This is a genomic window from Streptomyces thermodiastaticus, from assembly GCF_014656135.1.
In the GTDB taxonomy this organism is placed as follows: Bacteria; Actinomycetota; Actinomycetes; order Streptomycetales; family Streptomycetaceae; genus Streptomyces; species Streptomyces thermodiastaticus.
Map to the genome: position 1 here is coordinate 123,330 of NZ_BNBV01000001.1, position 16,386 is coordinate 139,715.

The 16,386-nt window shown below is 73.2% G+C and carries 13 protein-coding genes; 11 read left to right on the plus strand and 2 right to left on the minus strand.

What is annotated here, in order from left to right:
* Positions 1 to 458: 458 nt before the first annotated feature.
* The 8 genes from IE286_RS00560 (at position 459) to IE286_RS00590 (ending at position 8,470) form a co-directional block, all read left to right on the plus strand.
* Positions 459 to 1,121: a GTP cyclohydrolase II gene (locus IE286_RS00560; RefSeq protein ID WP_189794530.1), complete on the plus strand. Its 663-nt coding sequence runs from the start codon at positions 459 to 461 to the stop codon at positions 1,119 to 1,121.
* Positions 1,118 to 2,803, plus strand: coding sequence for a WD40 repeat domain-containing protein (locus IE286_RS00565; protein ID WP_189794531.1), 1,686 nt, complete (start codon positions 1,118 to 1,120; stop codon positions 2,801 to 2,803). Before IE286_RS00560 ends, IE286_RS00565 begins: the two co-directional genes overlap by 4 nt.
* A 245-nt stretch (positions 2,804 to 3,048) precedes the next feature.
* A complete protein-coding gene (locus tag IE286_RS00570; RefSeq protein WP_189794532.1) occupies positions 3,049 to 3,792 on the plus strand; it encodes an SAM-dependent methyltransferase in 744 nt (247 codons plus the stop codon).
* A gap of 221 nt (positions 3,793 to 4,013) precedes the next feature.
* Positions 4,014 to 5,117 carry an SGNH/GDSL hydrolase family protein gene (locus tag IE286_RS00575; protein ID WP_189794533.1) on the plus strand — a complete coding sequence of 368 codons (1,104 nt, stop codon included), beginning with the start codon at positions 4,014 to 4,016 and terminating at the stop codon, positions 5,115 to 5,117.
* The gene (locus IE286_RS00580; RefSeq protein WP_189794534.1) at positions 5,114 to 6,097 is read left to right on the plus strand and encodes a formylglycine-generating enzyme family protein; all 984 of its coding nucleotides are present in this window, start codon (positions 5,114 to 5,116) and stop codon (positions 6,095 to 6,097) included. The genes IE286_RS00575 and IE286_RS00580 overlap by 4 nt, the downstream gene beginning before the upstream one ends.
* Positions 6,098 to 6,231: 134 nt before the next feature.
* Positions 6,232 to 6,354, plus strand: a complete 123-nt coding sequence (locus tag IE286_RS27540; RefSeq protein ID WP_267969282.1) for a hypothetical protein — start codon at positions 6,232 to 6,234, stop codon at positions 6,352 to 6,354.
* On the plus strand, positions 6,351 to 7,736 hold the full coding sequence (locus tag IE286_RS00585) for an NAD(P)H-dependent oxidoreductase (protein WP_189794535.1): 1,386 nt from the start codon (positions 6,351 to 6,353) through the stop codon (positions 7,734 to 7,736). The genes IE286_RS27540 and IE286_RS00585 overlap by 4 nt, the downstream gene beginning before the upstream one ends.
* Positions 7,733 to 8,470 carry a class I SAM-dependent methyltransferase gene (locus tag IE286_RS00590; RefSeq protein ID WP_189794536.1) on the plus strand — a complete coding sequence of 246 codons (738 nt, stop codon included), beginning with the start codon at positions 7,733 to 7,735 and terminating at the stop codon, positions 8,468 to 8,470. The genes IE286_RS00585 and IE286_RS00590 overlap by 4 nt, the downstream gene beginning before the upstream one ends.
* A gap of 383 nt (positions 8,471 to 8,853) precedes the next feature.
* On the opposite strand, the gene IE286_RS00595 is transcribed toward IE286_RS00590, so the two are convergent.
* On the minus strand, positions 8,854 to 10,164 hold the full coding sequence (locus IE286_RS00595; RefSeq protein WP_229861892.1) for an MFS transporter: 1,311 nt from the start codon (positions 10,162 to 10,164) through the stop codon (positions 8,854 to 8,856).
* A 295-nt stretch (positions 10,165 to 10,459) separates the two neighbouring features.
* Here IE286_RS00595 and IE286_RS00600 point away from each other — a divergent pair, with 295 nt between their 5' ends.
* Positions 10,460 to 11,011: a TetR/AcrR family transcriptional regulator gene (locus IE286_RS00600; protein WP_229861893.1), complete on the plus strand. Its 552-nt coding sequence runs from the start codon at positions 10,460 to 10,462 to the stop codon at positions 11,009 to 11,011.
* Positions 11,012 to 11,152: 141 nt separating this feature from the next.
* Positions 11,153 to 14,104, plus strand: coding sequence for an AAA family ATPase (locus IE286_RS00605; protein ID WP_189794539.1), 2,952 nt, complete (start codon positions 11,153 to 11,155; stop codon positions 14,102 to 14,104).
* A 16-nt stretch (positions 14,105 to 14,120) separates the two neighbouring features.
* On the opposite strand, the gene IE286_RS00610 is transcribed toward IE286_RS00605, so the two are convergent.
* Positions 14,121 to 14,747, minus strand: coding sequence for a TetR/AcrR family transcriptional regulator (locus IE286_RS00610; protein WP_229861895.1), 627 nt, complete (start codon positions 14,745 to 14,747; stop codon positions 14,121 to 14,123).
* Between the two features lie 261 nt (positions 14,748 to 15,008).
* Between IE286_RS00610 and IE286_RS00615 the strand changes: the two genes are divergently transcribed.
* Positions 15,009 to 16,208, plus strand: a complete 1,200-nt coding sequence (locus tag IE286_RS00615; RefSeq protein ID WP_189794540.1) for an MFS transporter — start codon at positions 15,009 to 15,011, stop codon at positions 16,206 to 16,208.
* Positions 16,209 to 16,386: the final 178 nt, after the last annotated feature.

Consider the following 16,386-nt stretch of genomic DNA (forward strand, 5'->3'; position numbering starts at 1 on the left):
TGGCGCGCCGGCTCCCCGCAGGTGCTTCGGACGGCCGGCGTCGACGACGCTGTCGCAGACGCCGGACGGCCAGGTCGCTGTGCCCTGGCGGAAACGCCGTCGCACCCGCCGGCGCCTGCGGACGAGATGTTGTCTCGGTCGTCTGCCGAGAGCGCGGCGCGCCAGGCACGGGCGGCACCGGGCCGCTTCGGTCCGGCATCCCCGCCACGGGCGCAGCCAGTGCTCCGGTCAGAGACTCGGACTGCTCGAGGCGTTCCGTTCCTGGCGTTTCGACGCAGGACTTCACTCGCTTCCGGCGGCGCCTGTGCGAACCGCGTGATTCCGCTTGTGAATGAACACCTCTCAACTCTCGGTGCTGGACGGAAAACGGTTCGGATGGTGTTTCGGCCTGTCCGTACTATGCCTATGGGCGACCGCATGGTTACTTAATCGGGCCGTTACCAGCGGAGGGACGATCCATGCTGAGCACGTCCAGCGGCGAGACGCCGCAACCGAGGACCGGCCCGCTCACGACGCAGGCCACGGTCCGTACCCGGGTCGAGGTGCCGGTGCGCCGAAGTGACGGAAACTGGCGCACCGCCGAAATGGTCAGCTTCACCGGACTGGCCGACGGGCGCGAACACATTGCCGTGGTGTTCCCGTTCGCCCAGGCGGTTCCCCTGGTGCGGGTGCATTCGGAATGTCTCACGGGGGATGTGTTCGGCTCCGCTCGCTGCGACTGCGGACCACAGCTGACCGAGGTGGTCGACCTCTTCTCCGACCGCGGGGGCATCCTGCTGTACCTCCGGCAGGAAGGGCGTGGCATCGGGCTGTACAACAAACTCGACGCCTATCGGCTCCAGGACGACCGGGGCCTCGACACCTTCGCCGCGAACCGGGAGCTGAACTTCTCGGACGACCTGCGCGACTACCGCGTTGCCGCGCAGATGCTGCGCGCCCTCGGTGTGACACGCATCCGGCTGCGCACCAACAACCCCGACAAGGTCCACCAGTTGGAGAACTACGGCATCACCGTGGAGGAGGCCCTCCCCACGGGCGTCCACCGGACCGAACGCAATCACGAGTATCTGCGGGTCAAGGCCGAGCAGGGACACACCATACTTCTGGGGGAATCTTCGTGATCCAGCATCGCGGACCGATCAGTGGCATAGCCGCCTGGCGGAACGAATACGTGGCCACGGCCGGCTACGACAACCAGGTCATCTGCTGGGACCAGCGCACCGGACGTGCGGTGGCTCGCGCCTTCCACGACCACCTGGCCAACCAGTGCCAGTTCTCCCCGGACGGCAAGCACCTGCTGACCTCCTCCTCCGATTACACCGCCCGCCTGTGGACCGTGCCCGACCTTCGCCTGGTGGCGGTCTTCGCGGACCAGGAGGACGACGTGGAGATGTCCGTCTTCCATCCGCGCAAGGAGCTGATCGCCACCGCCTCCCGTGACCACCGGGTGCGGGTCTACGACGTCACCGGTCGGCTGCTCCACCGCTTCGAAGGACACACCGCCGACGTCATCTCTGTCGAATGGGTGCGGACCGCCGACGAGTTGATCTCCTCCAGCGACGACGGCACCATCAAGCGCTGGTCTCTGGAAACCGGCGGCTTGATCGCCGACCTGGACATGGACGGCGTGGAGACCGACACCGTCGCCATCTCCTCCTCCGGTACCGTCTTCGCCGGCAACGACGAGGGCCGGATCATCGTCGTCGGCCCCGGCGAGCGCAGGACGGTTCCCGCGCACGACGCGGGCATCAAGCGCCTGGTCCTCGACGATGCCCGCCACCTGCTGGTCAGCCTCTCCTACGACCGCACCATGCGCCTGTGGGACGTCTCCTCGGGGACACCTGATCCGCTCGACACCACGGCGCTGCCGGACGACGTCTGGCCTCGCTCGTGTGCCTTCGCCGGCGGCACCCGGCTGGTGTTCGCCACCTTCGGCGCGACGTACCGTGGGTACGACTACCGGACGCGCAGCTGGGACACGGCCGTGGTGCCGCCCACCGGAGGCGTCAACGCGGTGCTGCCGCAGGGCGGCGGCGCGACACTCACCGTCGGCGACGCGGGCGTGGTGAGGCGCGACGGCGAACCGGTGGCCGAGACCGGCAGCCTGTGCAACTTCCTCACTACGCTGGGCGGCCTGGTGCTCTCCGGCGGCCAGCTGGGCAAGGTGTTCGACGCGCTGACGGGCCGTGAACTCTACCAGCACCGCTCGCCGTTGAACTGTGGCGTCGCCTTCGAACGGGACGGCGACCGGTACGCCGTCGTCGGCGCGTACACCGGCGAGGGGCTGCTGCTGCGGCTGGCCGGCGACACCGTCGAGCACGTGACGGACCTGCCGCTGCACATCAACGCCGTCAAGAGCGTCGCGGTCTCCGGCGATCTGCTGTTCTCCGTCGCCGCCGACGCGTCCGCCACCTGGTACGACATCTCCGGCCTGAAGAAGATCGCCACCGTCGAGGACGCCCACGACAAGATCGCCAACGGCTGCGCGGGCCTCGGCGACGGCTGGTTCGCCAGCGTCAGCCGCGACCTGAAACTGCGGATCTGGAACCCCGACCGGACCGCACAGGTCCTGCCCACGCCGCACACCCACTCCATCAAGTGTGTCGCCGCCGACAGCGACGGGCGTCTGATCGCGACCGGCAGCTACAACGGCCGGCTGGCGGTCTACGACCGGGCCGACGGCCGGTGGACCACGATCGACCGGCCGACCACGGCCGGCATCTCCTCCCTCGCCTACGACGCGGCCCGCAAGGTCTTCGTCGCCGGCTCGTACGACGGACAGGTCTACACAGTCGCCGGCTGACCGGCGGCAGAAGCGGGGCCGCCGCCGGCAGCCCCGCACACCGCGCCCGGGATCTTGCGGCACCGGGCCAGCGCTGGGCCCGTGCACTCCTGGGCCTGCGCCCCTGCATCTCACGCACCCGCAGTGTGCCGTGCCCATGCGGCGACGACGCCTGGACACCGTCGCACTACCGGTACCGCCGGCGCGCACGGCCCGCTTCCGCCGCCCTGCCGACCCGCATTCCCACACAACAGGAACGATCACGCATGCCCAGCCACCGGATAGCCGACCGCTACTCCGTCATCCCCGCTTCCGTCCCGCCGGTCGACGCGTCGGCATACGCGGACGTGCTGCGCTCCGACTTCCGCGAGCATTACGCCCACGGGCGCGACGTCTGGACCGCCGAGGAGGCCATGCGCGAGGCACCACGCCTGCTGCTGCGCGCCCTCGGGGACCGGTCCGATGCGCACGTGCTCGACATCGGTGCCGGACACGGCCGCGACGCCGCCCTCCTGTACGCGGCCGGATGCCGGGTCACCGGCATCGACCTCGTCGAATCCCCCGAGTGGGCCGCGCTCACCGCCCGCAGCGAGGGACGGATGCGTTTCATGGTGTGCTCGCTGACAGACCTGGACGGCACGGCCGTGCACGATGCCGTGCTCGACAACGGCTGCCTCCACCACCAGCATCCCGACACCTACGGCCGGTATCTGCGCCGTGTCCGCGAACTGCTGCGTCCCGGCGGGCTGTTCACGGTGTCCGTGTTCCGGTCGGCAAGCGGTCCGGGCCGGCTCTTCGCCAACGAGGCGCAGCGCCTGTACCGGGAGTTCACCGAGGAAGAGCTGACCGGGCTGGTCGCCGCGAACGGCTTCACACCCGTCGACGTGCGGACGGTGCCGCGTGGGACATCCGGGCTGCACTATCTCGTCGGCACCTACCGCACCGCCGACGTGGACAGGGCCTCGGAGACCGGCTCCGGCGGCACGACGGCCGGGGACGGCGACCGGTGAACGGCGCACGCCGAGGCCGCGGCCGACTGTCCGTCCTGCTCACGGTGACGGCGACGGCCGCCCTTCTCCTGGGCGGCACTCCGTCTGCCACCGCCCGCTCCGGCGCTCGGCCGACCGCGGTGGCCGGCGAAGGCGTGTGGTCCGGTACCTGGGGCACCGCACCCGCGCCCGCGGCACCGGACGGTATCTCGCAGACCGGCTTCGACAACCGCACCGTTCGCATGATCGCGCACACCTCCGTCGGCGGTGAGGAGCTGCGGCTGCGGCTGTCCAACGCCCACGGCACGCGGGATCTGGAGCTCGGCCGGATCACAGTGGGCTTGGCGACCTCGCCCGGCTCGGCGGCCGCTGTCCCGGGCAGTCTCCGCCCGGTCACGTTCAAGGGCTCCCCGAGCACCATCGTGCCCGCCGGGGCGGAGACCGTCAGCGACCCGCTGCCCTACGACGTCCCCGGCGGAGCGGACCTGCTGATCAGCGTCTATCTGCCGGAGCCGACCGGCCCCGCCACCTGGCACTGGCTGGCCCAGCAGACCGCCTACCTCTCCGGGCCCGGCGATCACACCGACGACCCGGGCGCGGCGGCCTTCACCGGCACGGAGACCTCCTGGTTCTTCCTGACCGGCGTCGACGTGCGCGGCCCGGCCACGCGGGGCACCGTCGTCGCGCTCGGCGACTCGCAGACCGACGGGTCCGGCTCCACCCTCAACGGCAACGGCCGCTGGACCGATGCCTTCGCCCGCCGGCTCTCCGCCGACCCCGCCACTGCGCGACTCGGAGTGCTCAACAAGGGCATCGGCGGCAACCGCGTGCTGCGGGACGGAACCGAGACCGAGCGTCCGCAGCGCGGCACCAGCGCGCTCGGCCGGCTCGACCGGGACGTGCTGAACCAGTCCGGGGTGCGCGCCGTCGTGCTGTACGAGGGCATCAACGACCTCCAGCTCGCCCCGTACGCTTCCGCCGAGGAGGTCCTCGACGGACTGCGCACCCTCGCCGAGCGACTGCGCGCCCGCGGCATCCGCGTCGTCGTCGGGACGCTCACCCCGTTCAAGGACTCGCCGCTGTGGACGGCCGAGGCCGAGCGGCAGCGCATCGCCCTCAACACCGCGCTGCGCACCTGCCCCGCCTTCGATGCCGTCGCCGACTTCGACGCGGCCGTACGCGATCCCGCCGACCCGCAACGGGTGCGCGCCGCCTACGACTCCGGCGATCACATCCACCTCAACGACAGCGGCTACCGTGCGGTGGCCGACGCCGTCCCCACCGATCTGCTCGCCGCCGGCGACCCGGCGGCGACTGCTCCGCGAGCCGACGGGAGGCACGCATGACCGGCAGTCCGGTGATGGCCAACCCCAACACCCTCCCCGACCGGGCGGCGATGGGGCTGCCCGATCGCTTCGCGGCCCGTTCCGGCCCGTGGCCCGTGCGGGCCCACCGCGACCTGCTCGGCCTGCCCGCCGACGTGCTCGTCGGGATCGCCGAGGATCCCGGGCAGTCCTTCGAACGCCGTTGTGCGGCGGGGTACGTGCTCGGACTGATCGGTGATCCCCGCGTCCGCGGTGACGATCCCCCGATGGCGGACATCCCCGCCGGCCGTGTCCGGCTCGGCTCGGATCCGAGCGAGGTGGGCCGGGTGACGGACCGGTGGCGTCATGCCGGGGTCATCGAGGACTGGATCGCCAAGGAGTGCCCGGCTCACGAGGTGGACGTCCCGGCGTTCCGCATCGCCTTGTACCCGGTCACCAACGCCGAGTACCGGCGCTTCCTGGAGGAGACCGGAAGCTCCGCGCTGCCGAGTTCCTGGCGGTTCGGCTGCTATCCGGACGGACTCGGCAACCATCCGGTGTGGACGGTGCCGCCCGAGGCCGCCGACGCCTATGCCGCCTGGCTGGCCGAGCGCACCGGCCGCGGCTTCCGGCTGCCGACCGAGGCCGAGTGGGAGTACGCGGCGGCCGGACCCGAGGGGCGGGAGTTCCCCTGGGGCGACGCGTTCGAGCCGGACCGGGCCAACACCGTCGAACACGGGCCGCTGTCGACCACGCCCATCGGCGTGTACCCGGCTGGACGGTCGCCGTTCGGAGTCCACGACATGGCGGGCAACGTCGAGGAGTACACCGCCGACGACTACCGGCCCTACCCCGGTGGTGCCGCTGTCGCCGACGACCTGGCCGTCACCCGGGGTACCTACCGCGTCGCCCGGGGCGGCAGCTTCACCCGCTTCGGCGACCTGGCCCGTACCCGTCGCCGTCACGGCTGGTACGACCGCGCCATCTACGCGATGGGCTTCCGGCTCGCGGAGACGCCGTGACCGCCCCGGTGACGGGCCGGGAACCGGACGGCCGCGTCCGGCCGGCGTCGGCCGCGGAGGAGTCCGCCATGCGCCGCGCCGTGACGCCGGCCTCGACCGCTCCGGGTCGCACCAGCCCCAACCCCCGTCGTCGGATGCGTGATCCTCTGCGGCTGCGGCTGGACGAGGTGACCCGTCGTGGCGACGACGTACGGCTGCTGCTGCGCGCACGGGGCCTTACCGGCGGGGACAGCGGGCCGGAAGGAGGCGAGACATGAGCCACCGGGTCGCGGTGGTGTATCACAGCCGGCACGGCACCGTGCGCGCCCTGGCGGCGCTGGCCGCCGAGGGGGCGCAGCAGGCAGGTGCCGAGGTGCGGCTCCTGCGCGTCGCGGACGAAGAAGGCGTCGGCCACCGCTGGCCGGAGCGGGAGGCCGTCCAAAATGACGTGCTGTGGGCGGACGGGCTGGTGCTGGCCTGCCCCACCTATTACGGCAACGTGTCGTCGCCCTTCAAACGGTTCCTGGAGTCGACCTCGCCGCTGTGGCAGCAGGGGCTGCTCGCCGACCGGGTGGCGACCGCCATGACCGTCTCCGCCCAGCGCCACGGCGGCCGGGAGGCGACGCTGACGGCCCTGCATCACACCCTGTACCACTGGGGCTGCTGGGTGGCCGGGGCCGATCCGGCCGACCCGGTCACCCGGGCGGCGGGCGGAACACCGTACGGTCTGGCCGCCGACAACCGCCAGGGCGAGCCTGCCCCGCACGAACGCGCCGCCGCGCGCGCCCTGGGTCACCGCCTGGCCACCCTGACCGCCCGGTCCCGCGCCCGGTTCCTCGTGTCCCCGGCGTCGGCCGCCATGTCGGCGCGAGGGACGGACCGGCCCGCTCCCGAGGGCCGGACGGACGACGCCACAGCGGACGCACCGGTTCTCACCGGGCGGGCGGATGCCGGCGCGCCCCATGCCTCACTTCCCGGCGACGCCTCCCGTCCCGTCCGGCTCGCCGTCGTCCACCACGGGGAGGATGCCGCCGTCCGGGTCCTGGCTCAGGAGATCGCCGCAGCGGCGCGGGCGGTCGGGGCGCGGGTGCGGTTGCGCAGGGTGCCCGGCGGGAGCGGAGCGCCGTCCGCCGCATGGCTGGGACCCGCAGCACTGCCGGCCACCGTGGAGGACATCGCCTGGGCCGATGCCGCGGTGTTCGGTGCGCCGGTCCGGCTGGGCGTGCCGGCCGCGCCGCTGCTGGACTTCGTACAGGCGCTGGAACCCGCCGAGGGCGGTCGGGGTCCGCTGTGGGGCAAGGCGGCGGGCGGTTTCGCCGTCGCAGCGGCGCGGCACGCGGGGTGCGAGACGGCTCTGCTCGACCTCGGGCACATGCTGCTGCACGGCGGCGCGGTGCTGGTGCCGCCCGGCTACACCGACCCGTCCGTCAAAGCGGCGGGCGGCAACCCGTACGGCACGTCGCACTGCCGCTCCGAAGGCCCCCTGCCCACCCCGCAGGCCATGGCCGCCGCGGCTCATCAGGGCCGGCGCACCGCCCTCGCGGGCGACCTGCTGCGCCGTGCCCCGCGTCCCTCCCGCACCTCGCGGAGAAGCTCCGCGGACGCCGACACCAAGCCTGTGGGGCTCGTCATCCGGTCCACTGGAAGGAGCACGGCATGAGTGTGCGGCAGTACGACGCGATCGGTGAGACCTACGAGGGTTTCAAGACGCTGCCCCTGGCCCGCTACGCCGAGTCCGCCAGCTTTCTGGCGCTGCTGGGTGACGTGCGCGGCATGTCGGTGCTCGACCTGGCGTCCGGCACCGGCTTCTACACCCGGCAGATCAAACGTCTGGGGGCCGCCGAGGTACTCGGCGTCGACGTGTCCGCCGAGATGGTCGCCGCCGCCCGCGAGATCGAGCGGCGCGCTCCGCTCGGCGTGCACTACGCCGTCGCCGATGTCGCCGAACTTCCCGTTCCCGCACGGACTTTCGATTTGGCGAGCGCCGTGTACCTGCTCAATTACGCCGAGGACGCCGCCGAGATGGAGCGGATGTGCCGGGCGGTGCACCGCAGTCTGCGGGCCGGTGCCCGGTTCTGCGTGCTGACCCAGGCACCCGCCTTCCGCTTCGACGGCTCGTCCATGGCCAAGTACGGCTTCACGTACGAGCCGGTGGGGGAAGGCCCGATCGGTCCCCTGGTGCGCATCACGGCGCTGCTCGACCCGCCGGTGCGCTTCGTCACGTCGTACCCGCGCCGCGAGGTGTACGAGCAGAGCCTGCGCCGGGCCGGGTTCCGGGACGTGACGTGGGCGCCGCTGCATGTGTCGGAGGACGGTCTGCGTGACCGGGGCGCCGACTACTGGGCGGACTTTCTGGCCAATCAGCCGCTGATCATGCTCCAGTGCCGGGCCTGACCGCGCGCAACGGGGCAGGCGGAAGTCCTCGCCCGGCCGTGTCCGACGGCAGGGCGAGGACTTCCTTGTGCCGCCCGAGCGGCCGGGGCGGTCCGAGAGCGCGAGACGGGGGACGGATGACGCGCCCCGGCACGCCCCGGTTCATCTCCGGCGGCAGTCCAGGGGAGCCCCGCAGGGCGGGCCCGCGCGGGCGTGGGGCGGGGCCTTCGGCGACCGGTCCGGTGAAGCGTGCCGGGGGCCGGGCGTCCGGTGGCGGCAGTGCTCCGCCACGGCCCGCGCGGCGGAGCACTGCCCCGGCACGGTGCCGTCGGTCCCGTGGTGCCGGCACCGGCCGTTCCCGGACGTGGTGGCGGGCCGCGGTGCTCGGCCGGGCCGGGACACCGTCAGCCGGCCGCGGTGGCGGGCCGCAGGCGCCGGGAGAGCAGCAGACCGGCCAGGGCCAGGAGCGCCGTGAAGGCGAACAGCCCGGCCAGTGCCGTACGGGTGGTGGAGTCGTAGTGCTGGGCGATGGCCAGCGACGCGCCGCCGAGCCCTGCGACCACACCGGTGGCGAGCGTCTGGGCGAGTTGCAGCGCCCCGCTCATCTCGCCCTGGCGCTGCGCCGGTGCCTGCTCCAGGGTCTCCGTGGTCGCGGCGTTGAACGCCACTCCCATGCCGATGCCGCCGACGGCCCAGCCCACGACCGCGATCCAGGCGGGCAGCGACTCGGTCAGGATCGACAGGGCGATCACCCCCACTCCCAGCAGCAGGACGAGGAAGCCGAGGGCCACGCTGCCGGTGCGTCCCGCTGTGGCGTCCCGCTTGGCCTGCCAGGCCGAGCCGAGCACCCAGGCGATGGCGCCCGCCGACAAGCCGAGACCGGCCGCCCACGCGCTCAGTCCGCGCAGTTCCTGAAGGCCCAGTGGCAGGTACGCCTCGCTGCCGAAGTAGGTGCCGCACAACAGGGCCCGGATGACCACACCGGCCCCCAGCCCCGCGCGCACCGTCAGGGTTCCCTCCGGCGTGACCCGGCGCAGTGCCGGCAGGGCGACGGCGATGCCCACCACCGCGAGCACGACGAGCAGAATCAGGTTCTTCAGCAGCAGCGCCTGGAGCAGCACACCGGTTCCCACCGTCAGCAGCACCGAAGAGGCCAGCGGACCTTTCCACCACGGCTCGGCCGGCGCCGTCCGCCGATCGGCCTCCGGACGTTCCAGGCGGCGCAGCCCGGGCAAGGTGAGCAGCGCCGCGCCCGCCGCGATGGGCAGCATGAGCAGGAACACCGCGCGCCAGGTGGTGCCGTCTGCCAGCGTGCCCGCGACGACCGGGCCGATCAGCGACGGGATCGTCCAGGCCGAGGAGAGCAGGGCGAACATCCGGGCCCGCAGGTGCTCGGGGTAGGCCAGCCCGATGACCGTGTAGGCCATGGCCATCACGGCGCCCACGCCCAGGCCCTGCAGGAAGCGGCCCACCAGGAACAGCGGCCAGGAGGTGGCCGCCCCGGCCACCGCGCAGCCCACCGCGAAGACGGCCGTTCCCGCCGCGACCGGACCCCACGGGCCGCGGCGGTCGGCGGCACGTCCGGCGAGCACGGTGCCGATGATGTTGGCGAGCATCAGCGCCGACAGACCCCATCCGTAGGCGCCGAGCCCGTCGAGGCTCCGGGCGATGTCCGGCAGGACCGTGGCCACGCCCAGCGACTCGAACGCGACCATGCCCACCGACAGGATAACGCCCAGACTGAGCGCCTGGTAGGGACCGGAGAAGACGCTCTCGGTGCGCGCCGGGGCTGTCTGACTCCCCGTGCCTTCCGGTAACCCGCCGACGTGTCCAGACATGGTGTCACCTCACGTGAAGGATTTACGTTCCGATGCGGAACGGAATGATAAATATACTGAGGGCATGGTGACGACGCGACAAGAAGCCGCGGGTACCGCCCCACCGGCCGCACAGCGCTCGCGAGGACGGCCACGCGACACACGGATCGACGCCGCCGTCCGGAGCGCGGTGATGGAGATCCTCAACGAGGTCGGCTACGGCCGGCTGACGCTGGAGGCGGTCGCCGCACGGGCGGGCACCAGCAAGCCGACCCTGCGCCGCCGGTGGCGTTCCCGTCAGCACCTCGTCGTCAGCGCGCTCGTGCAGACGATGGGCGTCTCGCCCACACCCGACACCGGCTGCACGCACTGCGACCTCATCGCCGGGATCCGCACCCTGAGTCACGCGTTCACCACCACCGTCGGGCGGCGCGCGCTGCCCGCGCTGATCGCCGACCTCGCAGACGACCCGGAACTGGAATCGGAGTTCCTGAATCAGCTCTTCCACCCACGCCGCGCCGCCACGGCGGCCGCCCTGCGCAGGGGCATCCGGCGCGGTGACATCCGCCCCGACGCCGACATCGACCTGCTGCTGGACATGCTCGCCGCCACCGCCTACTACCGGGTGCTCTTCGGCCACCTGCCGCTCACGCCGAGCCTGGCCGAGGACGTGGTCGAGGTGGTCCTGGCCGGTGTGGCCACCCCGCAGTGGCGCAGTCGGCACGGTGCCTTGGACAGCGTCTGAGGGGGGCGGCGTCCGCATCCGGACGCCCGCTTCCGGACCCTGCTCCGGCCGCCCGGCCGTGCCGGCCGCGGGCGTCGCACGCCGCCGCGCGGGCCGCAGGAGCCGCGTCGGTCTGGCCATACAGACGAGGAAGGGAGTCACGTGCTTAGCCGCGACTGTGAACTGTCCGATTTACAAGGGGTTCTGGCCTCGGCCGCCTCGGGCGTGGGTGCCAGCCTCCTGCTGGAAGGAGGCATCGGGTCCGGCAAGTCGTACCTGGCGCGCACCGCTGTCAGAACCGCCCGCACCGGCGGACTGCACGCGGTCTCCCTCCGCGCCCGGCCGTCCGGCACCGCCCTGGCATGTGACGCGCTGCGCCAGCTGCAGCACGGCGTGGCGGCCGTGCCGTCCCCGGCGGACGCAGCCGCACGGCACACCGCGGGACGAGCGCACAGCCCCGAGGCCGCCGCCGACTGGCTCGACCGGTTCGTCGCCGCCCTCACCCCTCGGACTCCGGTGCTGATCGCCGTGGACGACCTGCACTGGGCCGACGAGGGCTCGCTGCACTGGCTGGAACACCTGATGGCTCGCCTGGAGGGGCTGCCGGTGGCCCTGCTGGCCACGATCACCCCCGGCCTGTCCTCCGCCCGCGACGACGGCCCCGGCCACGGCCGGAACGCCGCGCCGCCGGCGGACGACCACGCGGCGGGCGCAAGGGGCAACGGTGCCCGGGGCGTCGGCACCCACACCGAACGCGCCGCCGTCCTCGCCCGGGTCGTCTCCGACTTCCAGCAGCGCACCGTACTGCCCGGTCTCAGCCCGGCCGCCGTCGGCTACCTGCTGACCTCGTTCTTCGGCGGCCCCGTCGCCGACGCCGTGGTGAGTGCCTGCCACCGCGTCACCGGCGGCAACCCTCTGTTGGTCCACGCCCTGCTGCGCGAGCTGAAACGCGGCGGCAAAGCCGCCGGACCGACCTGCGAGCAGGTCGACCGCCTGGGCTCGGTGGAGATCGCGGAGACCGTCCTCGCCCGTTTCCGGGACCGGTTCCCCGCCGCGGGCCGGACTCTGGAAGCCGTCGCCGTCACCGGCCGTGCCGACAGCGACGCCGCACTGGTCGCCGACCTCGCGGGCATCCCCCGTCCCGAGGCCGCCGACATGCTCCACGCCCTTGCGCGCTGCGGGGTGCTCAAGGAGAGCGGCGGGGACGTCGTCTTCGCCCAGCCGATGATGCGGACCTCGTTCCTCGCCGCGCTGCCCCCGAGCGAACACGACCGGCTGCACACCGCTGCCGCCCGCGCCCTGCACGCCGCCGGAGCCCCCGCGCAGGAGGTGGTCCACCACCTGCGGCACACCCCACCCATCGGTGGACGCTGGGCCTACCGGCTGCTGTTCGACTCCGCCTGCGCCGCCCTCGCGCGCAACGACCTGAAGGAGGCTCGCATCCTGCTGGAGCGGTGCATCCAGGAGGGCGACGCGGGGGACCGGCCCGAACTGCTGCGCCTGCTCGGCTACGTGGACGTCGTCGCCGACGCCCCGGCCGCCGCCGTCCGGCGGCTGCGCACCCTGGAGCGGCCCTGCCACGGCGACGACACCACGACCCTCACCCTTTTGGTCAACCTCGTCCAGGCCATCGCCCTCGACGGCGACCTCGACGGCGCCGAACGCACCGCGCGGGCCGGGCTCACCGGTGTCGAACCCGTCGGCCCCGCCCAGGAACCGGCCGCGGGAGCCTTCGCGGTTCTCGGCGTGCTCGGCCTGCTCACCGGCCGGCAGCGCACGGCACCGTCCGTCCCGGCCGCCTTCGCCACCCGCACATCCTGGGTGCGCTGTGCTCAGGCCGCGCTGTCCGCACTCACCGCCCGTGCTCACAGTGGGCAGCGCGCCGAGGTGCTCCACCACGCCCGAGCCGGACTCCGGGAGCCCGTCTTCTCCGCCGACGTGCCCACCACGCCCCTGCGCCTGCTGCTCGCCCACCTGCTGTGCGAGGCGGGGGAGCACGACGAGGCGCTGGCGGCCTGCCGCAGGCTGGCCGCCGCGGCACACGCGCAGGGCGCCCGCACCATGGCAGCCCTCGCCGAGACCGTCCTGGCCATGTGCGGCTACCGGGCCGGGCGACTGTCCGAGGCGGCCAGGGCGGCCCGCTCCGCTCTTGCGGAGGGACCCCCCGGGATCTGGCTGGGCAGCGCCCTGGCCCGCTGCTGGCTCGGCGGCATCCTCGTGGAGAGCGGCGACCTGGACGGCGCCCGCCGGCTGCTGCTGGACAACCTGTCGCCGACCGACCTGCCCCAGGCGGCCGTGCCTGACCTGCTGTTCCACCGCGGCCGACTGCACGCGGCGCTGGGTCACACCCACGCCGGGATCGCCGACCTGGAGGAGTGCGGCCGGCGACTGCCGCGCAGCCCGCACGGCTACGACCGCCACCCGTGGCGCACGGCCGCCGCCGCCCTGTACGCCGACGTGGACGACCGGGCGGCAGCGAAGCGGCTGGCCCGCGAGGAACTGGAGCTGGCCCGCGCCTGGGGCGCTCCGCACACCGTCGCCACCGCGCTGCACACACTGGCCCTCATCACCCGGAGCGGGCACCGCTTGTCTCTGCTGCGCGACGCGGACGGGCTGCTCCGGGACTCGGGAGCGTGGCTGGAACACGCCCGGGTGCTCCGTTCGCTGGGCCACGAACTGCTGCGGCTGAGCAAGATCCGCCAGGCCCGCGAGCAGCTGCGTGCGGCACTCGCCCTGGCCGAGAAGTGCGGCGCCGGGCCCCTCGTCGACGGCTTGCGGGCCGATCTCACCTCGGCGGGCGCCCGGCCCCGGCGCGTCGAGACCGGCCTCGACGCCCTCACGCCGGCCGAATACCGCACCGCCGTGCTGGCCGCCGAGGGGCTGACGAACAAGGAAATCGCCGACCGCCTCTACGTCACCCGGCGCACCGTCGAACTGCACCTCACCCGCGTCTACCGCAAACTCTCCCTCTCCGGCCGCGCCGCCCTCCCCGCCGCGGTCGCCGGGCGGGTGACCGACCCGGACCGCCGGTCCCTGCGCCGCGTCGGCACCGACGGCCCGGCGAGTTCGCCGAAGACCGCTCGCCGTTCGACGAGACTCCGTCCGGCCTCCTGAGTGCCGGGCGGGGCCGTCAGCCGCTCGGCGAAGAGGAACGGGACCGCAAGGAGGCAAGCACCAGATCGACGCTCTGTTCGGTCAGCTGCGAGGTGACGGAGCCGTGGCCGAACAGAGCACGGTAGTACACGGGAGCGGCCAGGGCATCCAGGACGAACTCCATGTCGAAATCGGAGCGGATGTCCCCGCGCTCGGCCGCGGCGCGCAGGCGGCGCGCGGTGGAGGCGCGGCGGGGCTGGAAGACCGAGTCGAGGAAGTCCTGGCGCAGATCGGGTTGCCGGGCGAGATCCGCGACCAGAGCGGGCAGCACCCGGCTGACGCTCGTCGCCGTGAAGGCCTCGACCAGCGTTCCGACACCGGTGAGCAGGTCGGCCCGCAGATCACCGGTGTCCGGTGTCGGCTCGTCGCCGAGAGCCGAGGCGACGGCCGCCGCGACCAGGTGCTGCTTCGACGGCCAACGGCGGTAGATGGCGGGCCGGTAGACCCCCACCCGGGCAGCGACCTGGCTGATGGACGTCTCCGCGTACCCGACCTCTTCGAGCAGCTCGAGCGTGGCGCGGAGTACGGCCTGGTCGATCTGCGGGTCCTTCTTCCGGCCGGCCGTGCGCACGGCACGGTCCGGGTGTGTCGAGCTGCGTGGCACGAGGCTGCCTTCCGGTGCGATTCACGAGTACGTCCTGCTCAGTCTGCCGGGTCCGGCCGTCGTTCCCTGCCGGTCCGTGCCGAACGGTTCCGGGGGGAGCGATCCGCGCGGGGAGCCGGAGCCGCCCTCGCCCGGGAGCGACCTTCGAAATGATTCAGTACGTACTGTATCGTAATGCCGACCCTCTTCATCCTCAGATCGGACAGCGCCATGCGCCCCAGCTCCCCTGCCTTACCGCACCGGACACACCGGACTCCGGCGGTGAAGCCGCCCGCCCGCCGCACAGCCCTGTTCCTCGTGGCCCTCGTCCTGCTCGCGCTCAACCTGCGCGCGCCTCTCACCTCCGTCGCACCTCTGCTCAAGCCGCTCCGTGACGATCTGCACATCGGCGACACAGCGGTGGGCGTCCTCACTTCCCTGCCGTTGCTGTGCCTGGGCCTCTTCGCGTTCGTCGCGCCACGGCTCGGCCGCCGCCACGCCGCCCGCACCCTCCTGGCCGTCTCGCTCGCCGTCCTCGCCGTGGGCGGACTTCTGCGGGCCGGCACCTCACCCGTCGCGGTTTTCGCGGGCACCGTGCTGGTGGCGGCACCGATCGGGATCGCGAACGTCCTCATACCAGGACTGATCAAGCGCCGGTTCCCACGGGCCGTCCCCCGTGTGTCCGCCCTGTACTCGGGCGCGCTCACCGCCGGCGCCGCCGCGGGCCCTGCGGTGGCGGTGCCCCTCGCCGAGGCCACCGGATCGCCCTGGCGGGTCCCGCTGCTGCTGCTCGTGGTGCCTCTCGCGCTGGTGACCGCCGTGGTGGTCCTGATCGCTCTCGGCCGACAGCGGTACGACGGAGCCTCGGCCGCGTCGCCCGCCCTCGGCGGGGGGCCGTCGGCCCTGTGGCGCAACGCGCTGGCCTGGCAGGTGACCGTGTTCTTCGGTGCTCAGGCGCTGCTGTCGTACACCGTCTTCGGATGGCTGCCGACCATCTGGCAGGACCGAGGGACGAGCCAGGCATCCGCCGGACTCTCGCTGTCCCTGTGCAACGCCGTGGGCGTTCTGGGTGCCTGGCTGCTGGCCGTCTGCGAGCGGCACCTGCCCGATCAGCGGGCGGCCGGGGTCGCTGTCGCCTGCCTGACCGCCGTCGGCCTCACGGGAGTGGTGGCGGGGCCGCGGAGCCTGCTGTGGCCGTCGAACACCATTCTCGGGCTCGGACTCGGAGCCGGATTCGCTCTGGCTCTCAGCCTGTTCGCCCTGCGCTCACCCGATGCGCCGACGACCGCCGCGCTGTCTGCCATGGGCCAGGGCATCGGCTACCTGATCGGCGTAATGGGGCCCTTGGCGGCGGGGGCGCTGCACGACATCACCGGCAGCTGGGCCTGGCCGCTGGCCGCGCTGCTGCTCGCCTGCGCCGTGCAGATCACGGTCGCCTTTGCCGCCGGCAGGTCCCGGGTGATCGCCAGGGAACCGCGCTGAGCCGGTCTTCGGCGGCGGCACCTGGCGCTCTGGCCGACCCCGGCGGCGGACGACGACCCATGCCCGACGCCGTGACGGCACGGCGGACCGGCCGCGCCGGCGGGGGACCGGAGCACGCCGTGGCTCCGCCCCGCACCGACGGGCCGGTCCGCTGCCGGTGACGGTGCCGGGGGTGTCC

What these genes read in the sequence shown, in the direction of transcription:
- IE286_RS27540 (WP_267969282.1), top strand. Translation starts at nt 6,232, where the DNA reads ATGCGTGATCCTCTGCGGCTGCGGCTGGACGAGGTGACCCGTCGTGGC.
- IE286_RS00575 (WP_189794533.1), top strand. Translation starts at nt 4,014, where the DNA reads ATGATCGCGCACACCTCCGTCGGCGGTGAGGAGCTGCGGCTGCGGCTG.
- IE286_RS00595 (WP_229861892.1), bottom strand. Translation starts at nt 10,164, where the DNA reads ATGGTCGCGTTCGAGTCGCTGGGCGTGGCCACGGTCCTGCCGGACATC.
- IE286_RS00600 (WP_229861893.1), top strand. Translation starts at nt 10,460, where the DNA reads ATGGAGATCCTCAACGAGGTCGGCTACGGCCGGCTGACGCTGGAGGCG.
- IE286_RS00570 (WP_189794532.1), top strand. Translation starts at nt 3,049, where the DNA reads ATGCCCAGCCACCGGATAGCCGACCGCTACTCCGTCATCCCCGCTTCC.
- IE286_RS00560 (WP_189794530.1), top strand. Translation starts at nt 459, where the DNA reads ATGCTGAGCACGTCCAGCGGCGAGACGCCGCAACCGAGGACCGGCCCG.
- IE286_RS00585 (WP_189794535.1), top strand. Translation starts at nt 6,351, where the DNA reads ATGAGCCACCGGGTCGCGGTGGTGTATCACAGCCGGCACGGCACCGTG.
- IE286_RS00590 (WP_189794536.1), top strand. Translation starts at nt 7,733, where the DNA reads ATGAGTGTGCGGCAGTACGACGCGATCGGTGAGACCTACGAGGGTTTC.
- IE286_RS00580 (WP_189794534.1), top strand. Translation starts at nt 5,114, where the DNA reads ATGACCGGCAGTCCGGTGATGGCCAACCCCAACACCCTCCCCGACCGG.